This window comes from Hydrococcus rivularis NIES-593, assembly GCF_001904635.1.
GTDB classification, from domain to species: Bacteria; Cyanobacteriota; Cyanobacteriia; order Cyanobacteriales; family Microcystaceae; genus Hydrococcus; species Hydrococcus rivularis.
This window is the reverse complement of sequence record NZ_MRCB01000002.1, coordinates 241,246-256,544: the sequence shown is the minus strand read 5'-3', so window position 1 is coordinate 256,544 and position 15,299 is coordinate 241,246. Positions and strand designations below refer to the sequence as shown.

Below are 15,299 nucleotides of genomic sequence, written 5' to 3'. Positions count from 1 at the left end.
AATAGCCCTGGCATACCCCTACTATTCTTTTATACGATTTTATACGATGGGACTCAGGGCTAGAAATTTAGCAGCTTCTTCGGCTTGAAGCGGTTTGCTGAACCGATAACCCTGCATTTCCTCGCAATGTAAGCTGCGCAGGAGTTCGACTTGCTGCTCGGTCTCTACGCCTTCTGCAACTACTCTTAAATTCAAACTGCGCCCCAGGGTAATTAAAGCCGACAGCAGCGCCGCATCTTGGGAGTCATCTTTGAGTTCTCGTACAAAAGACTGAGCAATTTTGAGGGTATGGAAGGGAAGTTGTTTCAGGTAGCCCAGAGAAGAACAGCCGATCCCAAAATCATCCATTGAGATGCTAACGCCTAGCTGTTGTAGCTCTCGCATTACTTTCCTGGCTAACTCTAAGTCTTGCATCAGGGCAGCTTCTGTAATTTCTAGCTCCAGCCAATGAGGGGCGAGTCCCGTTTCATCCAAAACTTGTCCCACCATTTTGACGAGATCTGGGTGTTGCAATTGTCGGGGCGAGAGGTTAACTGAGACGGGCACAGCAGGTAAGCCGATTTTCTGCCAAGCTTGATTTTGAATGCAGGCAGTCTTGAGAACCCATTTGCCAATAGGGATAATGAGATCGGTTTCTTCGGCTAGAGGGATAAATTTGCTGGGCGATACTTGTCCGAAGCGAGGATGCTTCCAGCGCAGGAGAGCTTCCATGCCATGAATTTCGCCGCTGCTGATGTTGACTTGCGGTTGATAGCACAGGGAAAACTCTTCTTGTACCAGCGCTTGAGATAGGACATTCTTCGCCTTAAATAGCTGAGCTGCCTTGGGATCTACCGTCGAACCCTGCGAGGCAGAACCATCTATCTTTCGCTCTTTATTTTGGCGCAGATTGGCTGTCGCTTGTTCTACAATCGTGCTGACATCTTGCCCGTCTTGAGGATAGAGGGCTACCCCCATTTGGCTTCTTAGCTGAAGTTTCTGACCGGACACTTCAAATGGCTGTTGGAGGATCTCTAAAATTCTTTGACCGATTTTGCTGACATCCTCGATATGGCTGATGCGAGGCAGAAGTATGGCAAACTCATCGCCTCCCCAGCGGGCGACGATATCGCCAGAGCGAAAACAGGAGTTGAGACGGTCGGCACAGCATTTTAATAACTGGTCGCCGATGGGATAGCCGAAGCCATCGTTAATTTGTTTGAAGCTATCGAGATCGAGCAAAACAACGCCGACTAGATTTTGATTTCTCTTAGCATTGGAGAGGGCGATAGAGAGATACTCGTGAAACAGGGTTCGGTTGGGTAAATCGGTGAGAGGATCGCGAAACGCCTGTTCTTGAATGGTTTCTTTGCTACTCAAATTGTCTTGGCGATCGTCACTCAGGGTCAGAGTTGCACGCAAAGTCGATTTGAATGAGGTTATCTCTCTAGGCTTCACGGCAGTTACCTCGCCTATGGTTCGTTCGTTTAAAGTACCATTGCCGTTTCTGAAGCGCTCTATATTGATGAAAGTATCGGACCCATTAGTCGTACAGTGATAGCTAGCGTTAACGTTACAACCGAAGTTAATTAAATCGCCATTTTTGAGTTCTTTGACGAGGCATTTTTCTCCATTAACAAATACGCCATTGACGCTCTTATTTCCCTCTAAATCGCCGTCCAAAATCCAGTAGGAGTAACTATTCGTTTTGGTGTTGAGTCTTCTGATTAAAGTGGCGTGTTTGCGAGAGGCTTGCTTAGAGTTGAGCACGATCGCATTGCTCTTATGACGACCCATAGAGTAGGTCGCCTCTTCGAGAGAAATCGTTCTTCTGTATTTTTCGTCTTCGATCACGAGAATATGAGAACCTGCCTGAGAGTTAACCATGTTTACCTTTCTATTAATAAATAGTTTGTGTATTGGTGAATTTAAAATTACCCCGCCATTTTGGCGTGACAAGTCAGAAAGTTAACTACCTCTGCGGCAATTAAGGGTTTGCTTAACCAATATCCCTGTATGGCTTCGCATTGCAGATTCCGCAGTAATTCCAGTTGTTGCTGGGTTTCTACGCCTTCGGCAATGACGCGCAGATTGAGTCCGCGTCCTAGAGCGATGACTGCTGAAATAATTGCTGTATCGCGAGAATTTTCCTTAAGATCGCGGACAAAAGATTGGTCGATTTTGAGGGTATGGAAGGGAAATTGTTTGAGATAGCCGAGAGAGGAGTATCCGGTTCCGAAATCATCTAGAGAGATGCGAACGCCGATTTGCTGCAATTTCTCCAGTGCCTGACGCGCAAAATTGACATTTTGCATGATGGTGGTTTCTGTAATTTCTAATTCCAGCCATTGAGGATCTATTTCTGTCTCTTGTAAGATTTGCGTCACCATCTCTACTAGGTTGGCGTTTTGGAATTGTCGGGCGGAGAGATTGACCGACACCTTGAACGGTTCTATTCCTAGTAATTGCCAAGCTTTGATTTGAGCGCAGGCACTCAAGAGTGCCCATTCGCCGATAGGAACGATCAGCCCGTTGTCTTCGGCTAGCGGGATAAATTTGGCTGGCGAGACTAGCCCTAATTCTGGATTATGCCAGCGCAGAAGGGCTTCCATGCCAAAGATCTTGCCACTCTCAAGATCGAGTTGAGGTTGGTAGACGAGGAACAATTCCTCATTGACCAATGCTTGGTGGAGCAGATGCTCTAGTCGCAACCATTCCGAGACTTTAGAAGTCATGGTCGAGCTATAAAACTGATAGCGATCGCGACCTTGTTCTTTACTGCGATAGAGGGCGGCATCGGCATTTTTGAGCAGCGTTTCGGGATCTTCTCCATCTTGAGGATAGATAGCAATGCCGAGGCTACTCTTGACATATAGTTTGTGTTCGCCGACTTCAAAGGGCTGTTTGATTTCTCCGAGCAGTCTCTCGGCAAGCTTGGCAGCTTCTTCAACATTTTTAATGTGGGGCAGCAGGATCGTAAATTCATCGCCTCCCCAACGCGCGATGGTATCGCCCTCCCTCAAGCCGGCATTCAAGCGTTTGGCAAATAGTTGCAGAATGCGATCGCCGATGCTGTGTCCTAGGGTGTCATTGATGTTCTTAAAACAGTCGAGATCGAGAAAGATGACTGCCATTTGGGTTTGATTGCGATGGGCATTGGCGATCGCCAGTGCTAGCTGTTCGTGGAAGAAGGAGCGGTTGGGCAAATCGGTAAGCGCGTCGTGAAACGCTTGATATTGCAAAATTTCTTCGATTCGTTTCCGTTCGGTAATATCAAAAATGTAGCTTCTAATCAGTTTACTTTCGGATAAGTAGTGAACGTGTTGTTCAAAGACTTCTTCTTCAACTTTGACTTCTCGGATTAATAAATTGCCGTTGCGATGCTGATTCTTTTCCAGTAAATCTTTGAGAATGGGATGCTCTAGTTTGGTTTTATAAATATCGGGAAATTTTAGACTGGCTGCTGAATTTAGATAAGTGATTTGACCTTCCCAATCAATTTCAATAATTGGATTGGGACTTAATTCAACTAAAGATGCTAATTTAGTTAGCTCGTAATCATTTTCTCCTTCGATCTCAGTTATCTCAGTTTTTGTAATAACTTGAGTTTGTTTGAATTGCTCTCTAGAGATATTAAAAGAGGTGGATTTTTCAGGGATTAGTTGACTATCTTTATAGCGATCGGCATTAAGATTATTGGAAGAGTTATTAATAATATAATAACTTATTCTAATGTCGTCAGATAGGTTGATTAAATCTCCGTGTTTAAGCTCATGCTCTAGACATTTTCTCCCATTAACGAAAATGCCATTCTTGCTTTTATTTCCCTCTAAATCTCCATCAATAATACAAAATGAATGACTGTTGTCTCGATCTTCATTTTTCCTTAGAATAGTGGCATGTTTGCGAGACAACTTTTGAGAAAAAATGACAATTGAGTTGCTCGTCTGCCGACCAATTGAATACATAGGCTGTTCGAGAGAAACCGTCCGTCTCAAATTGGGCGCATCAATCACCAAGATGTGGTTAACTTTTTTTAAGTTGTCTACTAGGGTTAACATCTTGTATTGTCCTAAGAGCGGGTGTTTAGAGGTTGTTTAATCATTAGCGCCTTAAAATTTGGCTTATTAATAAGAGAATGCCCTCTAAAAACGGTTCCCTCAACAACAGTTGTCACTCGCCCGTCGTGATTTCGATCGCAATCAAAGGTGATGATGAAACCTCGACAAGAGAGAAATTCCGCAAAAGCTCGTCAGCGTCGGCTTCCAGTCGTTAAAATTCAAATCCAAGACGGGCGCTTTCAAATAGTTGGTCTTGGCGCTTGGTATTCCTACTGGCGCGATCCCTATCACATGATGCTGACCATTCCCTGGTGGGGATTTATTGCGATCGTCGCGATCGCCTATATTGTCCTCAATGCCCTTTTTGCGCTGTTATATCTGGCAGGTGGAGATTGTTTGGAGGGGGCGCGTCCGGGATCTTTTGAGGATGCATTTTTCTTCAGCGTGCATACCTTGGCATCGATTGGCTATGGTGTCATCGCGCCAAAAACCACTTACGCCAATATCATCGTCACACTATCAGCAATTACGAGTTTATTAACCATCGCCGTCGTTACCGGACTTGCCTTTGCCCGATTTTCCTTGCCTACAGCTCGCGTTCTCTTTAGCCGCGTTGCCGTAATTACGCCCTACGATGGCGTTCCCACTCTCATGTTTCGGGCGGCTAATCAGCGCCGCAACCTGATTTTAGAAGCGCAGTTACAGGTTTATCTCATGCGAGACGAAATCAGTAGCGAAGGGCAATTTATGCGTCGGATCTACGATCTCAAGCTGCTGAGACACCGATCGCCGAGTTTTGCGCTGACTTGGGCTGCTATGCACCAGATCGATGAAAATAGCCCTCTCTATGGCGCTACGCCAGACTCTTTATTTGAAAATCAAACGACTCTCGTCATCTCGCTCAGTGGAATCGATGAAACCGTCGCTCAGGCGATTCACTCCCGTCACATCTATGCCGCTCAAGACATTCTTTGGAACAATCGATTTGTCGATGTGATTCGCGACGCTCCCAATGGCGATCGCTACATCGACTACAACCATTTCCACGATGTCGTGCCCATAGATTGACACTCCGCACGTCTAAGCTTCTTTCGTCGCTTAATTCTCATTTTCGCTTGCCGATCGCTTTTTTAATTTGTTGTTTAATTCGAGTGACGAATTTTTGCCACTGACTTTCTTGTTGAGGTGGCACAACAACTTGAGGTGGTTTTGTTTCTCCCAAATAACGATAGTATTCCCAGAGTTCTCGATAAGCACTGCCAGGGATCATGGGCATCCCTGCCCAGTGAAGGTATCTCAATCGATTCTCTCCGTCATATAAAATATGATCTTTTTCTGTAAAATGTTGGGAACCTGCCCAGCTACCGGGTTCTTTATCGGAAATTTTAACTAAATTCAGCCTTTTTTGTGTTGTTTTGAGAATAATATAATTAAGAATGGGTTGATCGGTTGTCTTGTAAGAAAAGTCAAAATATTCTCGATGTTGAGCGCATTCTTGTAATAATTCATATAGTTGAGATTCTGAAAATATTCCTTTTTTAGATGCCCAGAAGCCGCTATTAAAAACATCTTCTAATTCGCGATCGCTAAAGATTCCTTGCTCTTTAACTACAGAAGAAAAAATATCGGCTAGTTGTCTTTTTTTATAGTGATAATCGCAGCAAACAAACTCGCATTCAGATAAATAGTTTAAAATATCAACAATTTTTTCAAAAACTAGAATATCTGTATCGATATAAAGGAATTCATTTAGTGGTCCAAACCACTGAACGAGTTTTCGCATTTTATTGGGATTATTTAAAAAATCTCTATCGAAAATTTCTCCAACTTTTTGCGTAAATTTTTCCAGGAAATCTAAATCGGGAAAAATTTCTACATTATGCTTCTGTTTGAGAATATTAGCGACTTTTTTATACTGTTCGTTGAAAGGAATCAAGAAAACGGAGACATCTCTGTCATGATAGCGGATACTATTTAGGAGTGCGATCGCATTATCGATAACTTTATCATTAGCAACTATATAAATTCCGCGATTCATCTATTTGACCTCAAAATGTCAATCCTAATTTTTTCAAGATTTTTTTAGCCAGATTGGGAGATTGTCGATAAGGTTTCGCTTTCTCATTAAAATTGGGACGTTGTTCTGGTTCGTAAAGATAGCGGTAATACAAGAAAATATCTCGATAGGGAAAGCTCAGATTTTCTCCCGCACCGACTTGAGCAAAGACTCTAGAGTGAATCCCAATATAGTGTAAATAAGTCAAGCGATTGCCTTTATCGTAGAGCAAGTTATTTCTACTTTTAAAATGCCTGGAAGTGATGCTGCATCCCGTTCTTTTATTTTTGGGTAGCTGGAGAGCAAAATTATAAATCGAATATCCCGATCGCATCATCATATAGTTAATCAAAGTTTGATCGGGAGCCATGGGATAGAGAATTTCTGCTTCTCCAGATTTGAGGCGATCGAGCAACCAATTTTTTCTCTCTTCGTCAAATAAATCTTTTTTAGAGGCATAAAATCCCGAACAAAAAATTTCAGATTTAATTCTTTGTGTTGGAAAAATTTCTGTTAACTTAGCCGAGGAAAGTTCGTAAACGTGTGTAGGATCTTTATACTGAAAGTCATAAACAATACAATCGTCGCGATCGAGTCGGGCAAAGATCGAGTCAACCGAATCTAAGAGTAAGGTATCGGCATCCATGTAAAGAAAGCGATCGAAAGGAGCATCGAATGCACAATAGCGCCGATGGGTGCCAAAGCGATGATACCCCGTACTTCCTACTTTAGCCCAACGCTCTCGCGCAGTCGGATGAGTATCCCAAACAGAGCGAGCAAAATTATCCCATTTTTCGATCGAGCTGCGATCGTCGTACAATTGGACATTAGGGCGCTTAGCTATCTCAGCCGCAATTTTTTCGGTATTATCGTCGTAAGGATAGACACAAACAGGAGTTTCCGAATCTGAATTGGCTTCAATGCTATTAAGTAAAGCAATTAGTTGGTCGTAAACTCGGTCGTTAGCTAAGGTACAAATTCCATCCATAAATCTAAATTACAAGCCCCAATTTAGTTTAGCTAATTCAGTCAACTTGAGAAATTGTGACCGAGTTTTGTTGATTTGCCTTTTGAGTTGCATGCCAATTGAATTTTAACCAGAATGGGCTAGGATTACGAAAAAACCTGCCACAACTGTATTAAGTCAGGCAGGCTATTATGCACAAATAAATTCCCAACGGTCTTCAAATTAGCTTTTTAACGATCGACCCCCGTAAGGGGAATTGACTCGTTAGTCACCCCTGGTTGAGTAACCCAACTCAAATCGCCCTCACCCCAACTCCTCTCCCAGAGCGAGAGAGGGACTTTCCAATTAAGGCTTTTACCTGAAGTCCCTTCGCTCTTTGTGGGAGAAGGGATTTAGGGATGAGGGGACAAAGATTTGTCACTCAACCGGCAGTCACCCTATAAAGAAATTAGAACTCAGTCTTTAGTGACGTTGACAATTACACCAGTGACTGCTCCTTTGATGGCATTATTCCCTAGCGAGCTATTGTTTGTAATTTCGCCAGTTACTGCATTAGCTGCTGCCCCAACTGCGGCATCTTGAATCAGACTCGGAAGGGTACCGCTATTGCGATTATGCGTCGCGCTGACTGCTGCGCCCGCTGCCGCCCCTCCTACCGCATTTTTCCAGGTACTGCTTCGTCGATCGAGAATTTCTCCAGCAACGACTCCGGTAGCTGCTCCTACAGCAGTATCCTTAATTAGATCGGCACGAGCAGGTTGAGATGGCAATAAAATAGTTCCTAGGATGCCAGTGGCAACGATCGCCGGAGCGAACAAGGTGATTTTTTGTCCTCTTTTCATTTCTCACTCCTGTTAGTGAAATTTTTATGAGGCTCTATTAACCTTTTTTTAAGGCTATTGCGATCGCTTGAGGATGTCAGTCCCACTCCAATTGGGAAAATTTCCGATCCCAATTGTGGAAAATAGTAGAAAAAAAGGGAAAATAGTAGAAATTCAAATGGGGACAATCCAATTGGCAATTGGCAATGGTGTTGTAGGGAAGTTAATGGTATTGCCCAATTGTTAAGCAAACTTTCTCACAATTTCTGGGAAATTTCTGGCTATCCAATCGGTTACAGCTTCTGGTGCCAGCGGTTTAGAAAAGAAATAGCCTTGCGCGCAATCGCATTTGAGGATTTGTAACTGTGCCAGTTGTTTGGCGGTTTCCACGCCTTCTGCGGTCACTTTTATGCCCAAACTGCGTGCTAAAGTAACGATCGCTCGAACGATGTCCATATTCTTGCTAGCAATATGCATATTATTCACGAAGGAGCGATCGAGCTTAAGCGTATCAATGGGAAAAGAATGGATGCAACTGAGCGACGAATATCCCGTCCCAAAATCATCTAGCGATAACTGCACGCCTAATTCTTTGATTTCAGCGAGAATCGTCGCTGCCGTTTCCTCGTGTTCGTTCATCAAGCCCGTTTCGGTCACTTCTAGATTCAGACAGCTTGCCGACAAGCCCGTTCCCTTGAGAATGCGATCGATTTGTCCGGCTAAATCGGGTTGAGACAATTGTTGGCGAGATAGGTTGACGCTCATCGTCAAAGACCGACAGATTGGGAACTGTTCCTGCCATGCTTTCATCTGGCGGCAGGCTTCTTGAAGTACCCACTGACCGAGCGGAATAATTAACCCCGTTTCTTCTGCTACTGGGATAAAGTCGGCTGGAGAGATAATGCCCCGATCTGGATGTCGCCAGCGCACCAGCGCCTCGAAACCAATACCTTTGTTGGTGCTCAGAGAGATAATTGGTTGGTAGTTGAGATGAAATTCGCTGCGTTCGAGTGCTTGTCTGAGTGACGTTTCTAGCTGTAATCGCGCCTGCGCTTGGGCGTGCATGGTAGTATCGAAAACCTCGTACCTAGCTTTCCCTAGAGCTTTGGCGCGATACATGGCAGTGTCGGCATTGCGGAGCAGGTCTTCCGGTTTCTGGCAATTTTGCGAGTTGAGAGCAATGCCGATGCTTGCCGAAATGTATACCAAATGACCCATTAGGCTATAGGGTTTCATCAAGTCTTCGTTAATCCGCTGGGCTACCTGCGTTGCATCGCTAATATCTCTAATGTTTTCTAGCAAGATGGCGAATTCGTCGCCTCCCAGACGGGCGACGATATCTCCCGGTCGCAGGCATTTTAGCAGTCTTTTTGCTACTTGGATCAGCAATCGATCGCCGACCAAATGTCCCAAACTGTCGTTAATTATCTTAAAGCGATCGCAATCTAAAAAGATAACGGCAAATAAATAATCGGGTTGTCGTTTGGTACGCTTGAGGGTGCGCTCTAGATGGTCGATAAAGAGCGTTCGGTTCGACAAACCCGTTAGCTGATCGTAAAGAACGCGATGATGGCTTAAATCGGTCTGAGAGCCTGCTATGCGATAGGGACGACCGTTAGCAGTGCGAACGGCTAGCCCTCGACTGAGCGCCCAAAGATAAGTCCCGTTGCAATGCCGAATGCGATATTCGCTTTCAAAGTAGGGAGTAATGCCTTTGAGGTGGTCGCGCAACTTCGTTTTAAATCGCTCCAAATCTTCGGGATGAATGCGCTGCAACCACTGATTAAAATGTTTAAAATTCTCTTTCTCTCGATCGCTTAAACCGATGGTTGCTTTCCAGCGTTCGGAGAAATAAACTTCATTAGTGGCTAGATTCCAGTCCCACAACCCATCGTTAGAGCCTTGAGCGGCTAAGGCATATCGTTCTTCGCTCTCTCGCAATGCGTCCAACGTCTGAGAGCGATTGATGGCATAGCGAATCGATCGCTCTAGTAAAGAAGCACTAATCTCGCCTTTAACCAGATAATCGGCTGCGCCGGCTTGCATGGCTTCGAGGTCATTTTCCCGCTCTCCCTGTCCGGTGAGCATGATAACGGGAACTTTACAACCATTGGCGATCGCCTCTCGCAGGAGTTCTAGCCCATTATACTCTCCCAAACAGCAGTCAAATAGATAGATCTCGTGCTGGTTCTTTTGCACTGCTTCTAGTGCGGCTGCGTAATTGCTAACCCACTCCAGTGTAAATTCAGTTCCCTCGATGTCAGACAATAAATCTTTGAGGAGGATAAAATCATCCTCATCGTCCTCCACTAATAGGATTCTTAATTGTTGACTTCCTGTGTTGCTCATCATCGTTTATCAGTTTTCAGCGATCGGGGGTTCGCAAATACGACAATCATCTTAAGTATTCCCGTTTTCTTCTGATTTCTTACGCTTGCGGTGGAAGTTCTACAACTGCGAACCAGTATTTACCTAGCGTTTTCATGACTTCAACCAATCCTTCAAAAGTGACAGGCTTGGTGATGAAAGAGTTAGCGCCCAGATTGTAGCTTTGGTAAATATCTATCTCTGCTTTCGAGGTGGTTAAGACGACGACGGGAATTCTGCGTAGATTGGGATCGACTTTGATTTCTTGCAAGGCTTCGCGACCGTTCTTTTTAGGCATATTCAAGTCGAGCAAAATCAATCCGGGACGGGGAGAAGTACTCGGTTCGGCGTATTGACCTCGGCGATATAAATAATCCATCAGTTCTTCGCCATCGCTGACAAAGCTTAGATCGTTGGCGAGTTTGCTCGCTTCTAGAGCCTCTTGGATCAACATGCAATCCTCTTCGTCGTCATCGGCGATTAAAATGGTTGTAAGTTTGTTGGTCGTTTTCATAGTTCGCTTGCGGCTGATTCCTGTTGGAAAGGGGGTTGAATGATAAAAGTAGATCCTTGCTCTGGAACACTTTTGGCGGTGGCGATTTTGGCGCAAATTGCCAAGCCGATATCCGTTCCTTTGCATTCCGCTGCGACCGTGCAGGCGTTGGATACCTGAAAAATGCGATCGCTATATTTTCATCAAACCCGATGCTATTGTCTTTAACTGCGATCCGATACTCATCGGGTTGCGATCTCGATCGCATGCCATCGAGCGCGACCAGGGAAGCCTTTCTTCTGGCGATGAAATAAAAGTCAGATCTCAGAAATCTCCCCACACTCCTAGTCCACTTCTCTAGCCTGTCGAATGGGTAAGGTAACGATAAAAGTCGCGCCTTGACCTGGAGTACTTTTAGCTTCGATAGAACCGCGATGGCGAGCGACGATTTTGGCACAGATAGCGAGTCCGATCCCCGTTCCTTCGTACTCGTTACGACCGTGCAGGCGTTGAAAAACCTGGAAAATGCGATCGCGATACTTTTCGTCAAAGCCAATGCCGTTGTCACTCACTGAGATCCGACAGCGATTGCCCGTTAACCTTTCTCCGAACACTCGAACGATTGGCGGTTCCTCCTGGCGGCGAAATTTTAGGGCATTGCTGAGCAAGTTCTGAAACAATTGACGCATCTGTAGCGGATCGGCATCGATAGGAAAGAGTTCGCCAATTTCTATGCCCCCTCTCGTCTGCTGAATTTGCACTTCAAAATCGGAGACGATCTCAGCAATCAGTTTGTTGAGATCGACCGAGACAAATGGTTGAGCTTTAGTGGTCACGCACGAGAAAGTGAGTAGATCCTGGATCAGGATTCGCAGGCGCTGCGCTGACTTTTGTATTCTCTCTAGATAATCTCGACCTCGATCGCCGAGTTGGTCGGCGTAATTGGCTTGCAGGCGATCGCCAAATGCCTCGATTTTCCTGAGGGGTTCTTGTAGGTCGTGGGAGGCGATATAGGCAAACTGTTCGAGTTCGGCATTGGATCGCGCTAATTCTACCGCCTGTTGTGCCAAGGCTCGTTCGGCGAGTTTGCGCTCTGTGATATCGCTCAGCGAGCCTGCCATGCGGTAGGGTTTTCCCTGTTCGTCTCGTACTGCCAGTCCCCGACAAAGTACCCAGCGATACGATCCGTCTTTGTGCCGCATCTGATATTCGTGTCGAAAGTAAGGAGTCTGACCGTTTAAGTGAATCTCGATCCCCCATTCGATCGACTCGCGCTCTTGGGGATGTACTCGCCCAAACCATTCATTGGGATCTGGAGCGATTTCATTATCTTTGTAGCCGAGAATGGCTTTCCAACGCGGGGAGAAATAAATTTGGTCGCTCAGCAAATCCCAATCCCACACGCCATGATTAGCGCCTTCAACTACCAGAAAATACCGCTCTTCGCTCTCTTTAAGAGCTATCTGAGATTGCTGGAGTTGTTCGAGCGTCGAGTTAAGAGCGCTAGCTAGTTGAGATAATTCATCGTTACCCGGCAATAAAACCCTTGCCGACAAGTTGCCAGTAGATCCAATTTGATTGATTAGGTGGGTAAGTTGACCCAGACGAGAGAGGATTAGCCTCTCTAGCAGCAGCCAACTCAGACCGCAGAAGACTAAACCGATGACTAGGGTAGTCCAGAAATAGTAGAAAAAACTGCTTTCTGCATGCACATGGGTGTTTCGGTCTATTTCTAGGCGCACGATCGAGGCGGGTCGAGCGAAAATATCGCGCAGCAAAACATAGGACACGATCGCGTTGTTAGTTAGGGTTTTTGCAGCGACTGGCGCATTTTTAAGTAATTGAGATCGCACGGACTGAACGTCGGCTGGCTGTTGAGGATCGCGATCGCGATAAAGACTTAATTTTACTTGCATAACTTTAGCCAGCCTTTCAATCTCTGCGCGATCGAGAAAGCGCCCCATAATTAAGGTTCCGCGAACGGGTGCTCGTTCCTGGCTGGTGAGGATAGACCGAGCGCTCAGAAGCATCAAACCCTCTTGTAGGAGAACGAAACCCTTGATACTTCCCTTCGTTCGAGAATGACGCAGCAGAGGCGATCTGTCTTGAAAAATTAGCGCCATCAAGTCAGCAGGCAATGCTCGTCTTTTTTGACTCTGTAGGTCGAAACCCTGCCCAAAGACGATTTGTCCGGATGGGTTGATAATCAGCAAAACGTTAAGCTTCAAATTGGTGAATGTTCCGTTTACTAGGTTTGAGGCTACATAGGCGGCATTCCCATCTTTAACAAATTGGTAGGTATCGTTCCATTCAGCCCAATCGCCAGCAATCAGATCTAGCTGACAAATTTCGTGAGATAAAACATTCTGGACTTGCTCGGCATTCAGGATAGCCCTTTCTCGATTGAATTTGGCATAACTGTTGAGCAAAATAATCCGAGCAGCAGTAAATTGACCGACGAAAAGCACTAAAAATGCAATGCCAATCGCGGATACTACTTTAAAACGAAGTCCTGACATTGGTTTGGAAATGATAGCTGACATGAGTTTTTGGAAAACTTTTTGCGGTTCGATTCCCGAAGCTGGGCGCTCGAAAGTCCCCGTTACGCTGAGATGGCCAGCGCTAGACTGACACCTAGAATTCCCCAATCGCGATCGGAAATAGCAAGGATTTGCTTAACATTTTTTTGCTTCTGTTGAATTTGGGCAATCATTTTGGGAAATTTAAATTTAGAGTTTCGATTGAATCGATTCTCGAATCATTACTCTTATAAGGTGTGAGGATATGACAAGTTTGAGACAACTAGGACAATACGGGCTGCTCGGTTCGATGCTGCTGGGTTCGATAGGTCTAACGACGACCAATGCTCTAGCTGACGCGATCGCGCCTCAAAGTCGCGAAACTCCTGCGGCTAATGCTGACTTCCTCCAACAACTCGATCGCTACAATAATCAGAGCGATTCCCTCGACCAAGTGACTAGCGTCCAAGAATTAAAGGACGTCGCTCCGACAGAGTGGGCATATGAAGCATTGCGGAGTTTGGTAGAACGCTATGGCTGTATTGTAGGTTATCCCGATAGCACTTACCGAGGCAACCGCGCCCTGACTCGTTGGGAGTTTGCTGCTGGTTTGAACGCTTGTATGAACACCATAGAGCGCCTCATCCAAGAAAATGTTGCCGTGCTCAAGGAAGACGTGGATACGCTCAAACGACTCGCTCAAGAATTTGAAGCCGAACTAGCTGCCCTGGGCGGACGAGTCGATAACTTAGAAGGGCGCGTTGCCTTTTTGGAAGACAATCAATTTTCAACAACTACTAAGCTAACGGGCGAAGTGGTTTTTGCCGTTGCTGCCGCAACCAACAACGGCGGGACGGATAATCAAGCCGTTTTCCAAAATCGGACGCGCTTATATCTAGAAACTAGCTTTACAGGAGAAGATATTCTCTATACCGGACTGGCGGCAGGCAATTCTCCTCGCTTCGACCTTCCTTCCCAAGGAACGGGCATCCCTACGGGTGAAGGTACCTTTACCTTCCAGGACTATGCTGACAATGATGTCGCGATCGATTTTCTATCCTACTTCACGCCGATTGGCGATTGGGCTGAAGTTTTCGTGACTGCTGCTGCCGGAGCTACTTCAGACTATTTACCTACCGCTGGTAACGATCCCATTGACGATGGCGGCGATGGCGGTTCTGGTGCCCTGACTCTCTTTGGTGCCCACAATCCGATTTACTATATCGGAGGTGGCGCTGGGGCAGGATTTAACCTTAAGTTCGGCGATACATTTACGCTTAGTACGAGTTATCTAGCCGGGCCTTCCGATGCTGCCAGTCCGGCAGAAGGGGCTGGAATTTTTAACGGAGACTATGCTGCTTTGGGGCAGTTGACCATTACGCCCAATGACAGTCTGACGTTTGTCCTGACCTACGTCAATAGCTATCATAGTGCTGGTACGCCCATCTTTAACTATGGCTTTGCTACTTCCCCCGATAGTACAGGAGTTGTCGGGACAAGCTTTGCTAACTTTCCTGGCGGCACTGATGCTAGGGTTAGTGCCAACTCGTTTGGCGTTGGTGCTTCTTATCGGGTTGCGCCGCAATTCGTCGTCAGCGCTTGGGGAGGATACACGATCGCCGATATTCGCAATGTCTCTGAGGACGGAGAAATTTGGAACTACGCACTGTCTCTTGCCTTTCCTGACTTGTTCGGAGAGGGAAATTTGGGCGGTTTGATCGCAGGCGTTCAGCCCTATTTGGGCAACCCCGCTGAAGTGGGTTTTGTTGGTGCTTCTAACAATATTCCCATACACATAGAAGCTTTCTACCGCTATCAGCTCAACGATAATATTTCCATCACGCCTGGAATTGTTTATCTAAACGCGCCCGATCAGCAGGATGATGAAGATGCGATTTTGGGCGTTGTTAGAACGACTTTTACGTTCTAATAATGCCCAGCTAATTAAAGACGGGGGCGCGAGGGAACTTTTATTGCGCCCTCTCATACACTCATACCATTTTGGATTTTGGATGAAAAGATTTTGGACGAAAGGA

General features: G+C 45.7%; 11 protein-coding genes and 1 pseudogene. 3 read left to right on the top strand and 9 right to left on the bottom strand.

Features of this window, described 5'->3' with window-relative positions; genetic code table 11:
• Positions 1-39: 39 nt before the first annotated feature.
• Together NIES593_RS03485 and NIES593_RS03480 are read right to left on the bottom strand one after the other, a co-directional pair.
• Positions 40-1,866, bottom strand: coding sequence for an EAL domain-containing protein (locus NIES593_RS03485; protein ID WP_073598254.1), 1,827 nt, complete (start codon positions 1,864-1,866; stop codon positions 40-42).
• Positions 1,867-1,913: 47 nt separating this feature from the next.
• Positions 1,914-4,040, bottom strand: coding sequence for an EAL domain-containing protein (locus NIES593_RS03480; RefSeq protein ID WP_073598253.1), 2,127 nt, complete (start codon positions 4,038-4,040; stop codon positions 1,914-1,916).
• Positions 4,041-4,193: 153 nt separating this feature from the next.
• Between NIES593_RS03480 and NIES593_RS03475 the strand changes: the two genes are divergently transcribed.
• A complete protein-coding gene (locus NIES593_RS03475) occupies positions 4,194-5,108 on the top strand; it encodes an ion channel (RefSeq protein ID WP_073598252.1) in 915 nt (304 codons plus the stop codon).
• Between the two features lie 37 nt (positions 5,109-5,145).
• Here NIES593_RS03475 and NIES593_RS03470 read toward each other — a convergent pair whose 3' ends face one another.
• From NIES593_RS03470 to NIES593_RS03450, 5 genes are all read right to left on the bottom strand, one after another.
• Positions 5,146-6,078, bottom strand: a complete 933-nt coding sequence (locus tag NIES593_RS03470) for an Npun_R2821/Npun_R2822 family protein (RefSeq protein ID WP_073598251.1) — start codon at positions 6,076-6,078, stop codon at positions 5,146-5,148.
• A gap of 10 nt (positions 6,079-6,088) precedes the next feature.
• The gene (locus NIES593_RS03465) at positions 6,089-7,084 is read right to left on the bottom strand and encodes an Npun_R2821/Npun_R2822 family protein (RefSeq protein WP_073598250.1); all 996 of its coding nucleotides are present in this window, start codon (positions 7,082-7,084) and stop codon (positions 6,089-6,091) included.
• Between the two features lie 434 nt (positions 7,085-7,518).
• Positions 7,519-7,905: a YMGG-like glycine zipper-containing protein gene (locus NIES593_RS03460; RefSeq protein WP_073598249.1), complete on the bottom strand. Its 387-nt coding sequence runs from the start codon at positions 7,903-7,905 to the stop codon at positions 7,519-7,521.
• 222 nt (positions 7,906-8,127) lie between these two features.
• Positions 8,128-10,236 carry a putative bifunctional diguanylate cyclase/phosphodiesterase gene (locus NIES593_RS03455; RefSeq protein WP_245817257.1) on the bottom strand — a complete coding sequence of 703 codons (2,109 nt, stop codon included), beginning with the start codon at positions 10,234-10,236 and terminating at the stop codon, positions 8,128-8,130.
• Between the two features lie 76 nt (positions 10,237-10,312).
• Complete coding sequence (locus NIES593_RS03450) at positions 10,313-10,765, bottom strand: response regulator (protein ID WP_073598247.1); 453 nt, start codon at positions 10,763-10,765, stop codon at positions 10,313-10,315.
• Positions 10,766-10,821: 56 nt separating this feature from the next.
• On the opposite strand from NIES593_RS03450, the gene NIES593_RS23390 reads away from it, so the two are divergent.
• On the top strand, positions 10,822-11,058 hold the full coding sequence (locus tag NIES593_RS23390; RefSeq protein WP_139253613.1) for a hypothetical protein: 237 nt from the start codon (positions 10,822-10,824) through the stop codon (positions 11,056-11,058).
• Between the two features lie 30 nt (positions 11,059-11,088).
• Here the strand turns inward: NIES593_RS23390 and NIES593_RS25730 are convergent, their stop codons facing one another.
• Complete coding sequence (locus NIES593_RS25730; protein WP_425432526.1) at positions 11,089-12,207, bottom strand: sensor histidine kinase; 1,119 nt, start codon at positions 12,205-12,207, stop codon at positions 11,089-11,091.
• Positions 12,208-12,225: 18 nt separating this feature from the next.
• Positions 12,226-13,263, bottom strand: a pseudogene (locus NIES593_RS25725) (CHASE4 domain-containing protein); the annotation flags it as partial.
• Positions 13,264-13,528: 265 nt separating this feature from the next.
• Between NIES593_RS25725 and NIES593_RS03440 the strand changes: the two are divergent.
• Positions 13,529-15,193: an iron uptake porin gene (locus tag NIES593_RS03440; protein WP_083602314.1), complete on the top strand. Its 1,665-nt coding sequence runs from the start codon at positions 13,529-13,531 to the stop codon at positions 15,191-15,193.
• Positions 15,194-15,299: the final 106 nt, after the last annotated feature.

What these genes read in the sequence shown, in the direction of transcription:
- NIES593_RS03475 (WP_073598252.1), top strand. Translation starts at nt 4,194, where the DNA reads ATGAAACCTCGACAAGAGAGAAATTCCGCAAAAGCTCGTCAGCGTCGG.
- NIES593_RS03485 (WP_073598254.1), bottom strand. Translation starts at nt 1,866, where the DNA reads ATGGTTAACTCTCAGGCAGGTTCTCATATTCTCGTGATCGAAGACGAA.
- NIES593_RS03440 (WP_083602314.1), top strand. Translation starts at nt 13,529, where the DNA reads ATGACAAGTTTGAGACAACTAGGACAATACGGGCTGCTCGGTTCGATG.
- NIES593_RS03460 (WP_073598249.1), bottom strand. Translation starts at nt 7,905, where the DNA reads ATGAAAAGAGGACAAAAAATCACCTTGTTCGCTCCGGCGATCGTTGCC.
- NIES593_RS03450 (WP_073598247.1), bottom strand. Translation starts at nt 10,765, where the DNA reads ATGAAAACGACCAACAAACTTACAACCATTTTAATCGCCGATGACGAC.
- NIES593_RS03455 (WP_245817257.1), bottom strand. Translation starts at nt 10,236, where the DNA reads ATGATGAGCAACACAGGAAGTCAACAATTAAGAATCCTATTAGTGGAG.
- NIES593_RS03480 (WP_073598253.1), bottom strand. Translation starts at nt 4,040, where the DNA reads ATGTTAACCCTAGTAGACAACTTAAAAAAAGTTAACCACATCTTGGTG.
- NIES593_RS03470 (WP_073598251.1), bottom strand. Translation starts at nt 6,078, where the DNA reads ATGAATCGCGGAATTTATATAGTTGCTAATGATAAAGTTATCGATAAT.
- NIES593_RS03465 (WP_073598250.1), bottom strand. Translation starts at nt 7,084, where the DNA reads ATGGATGGAATTTGTACCTTAGCTAACGACCGAGTTTACGACCAACTA.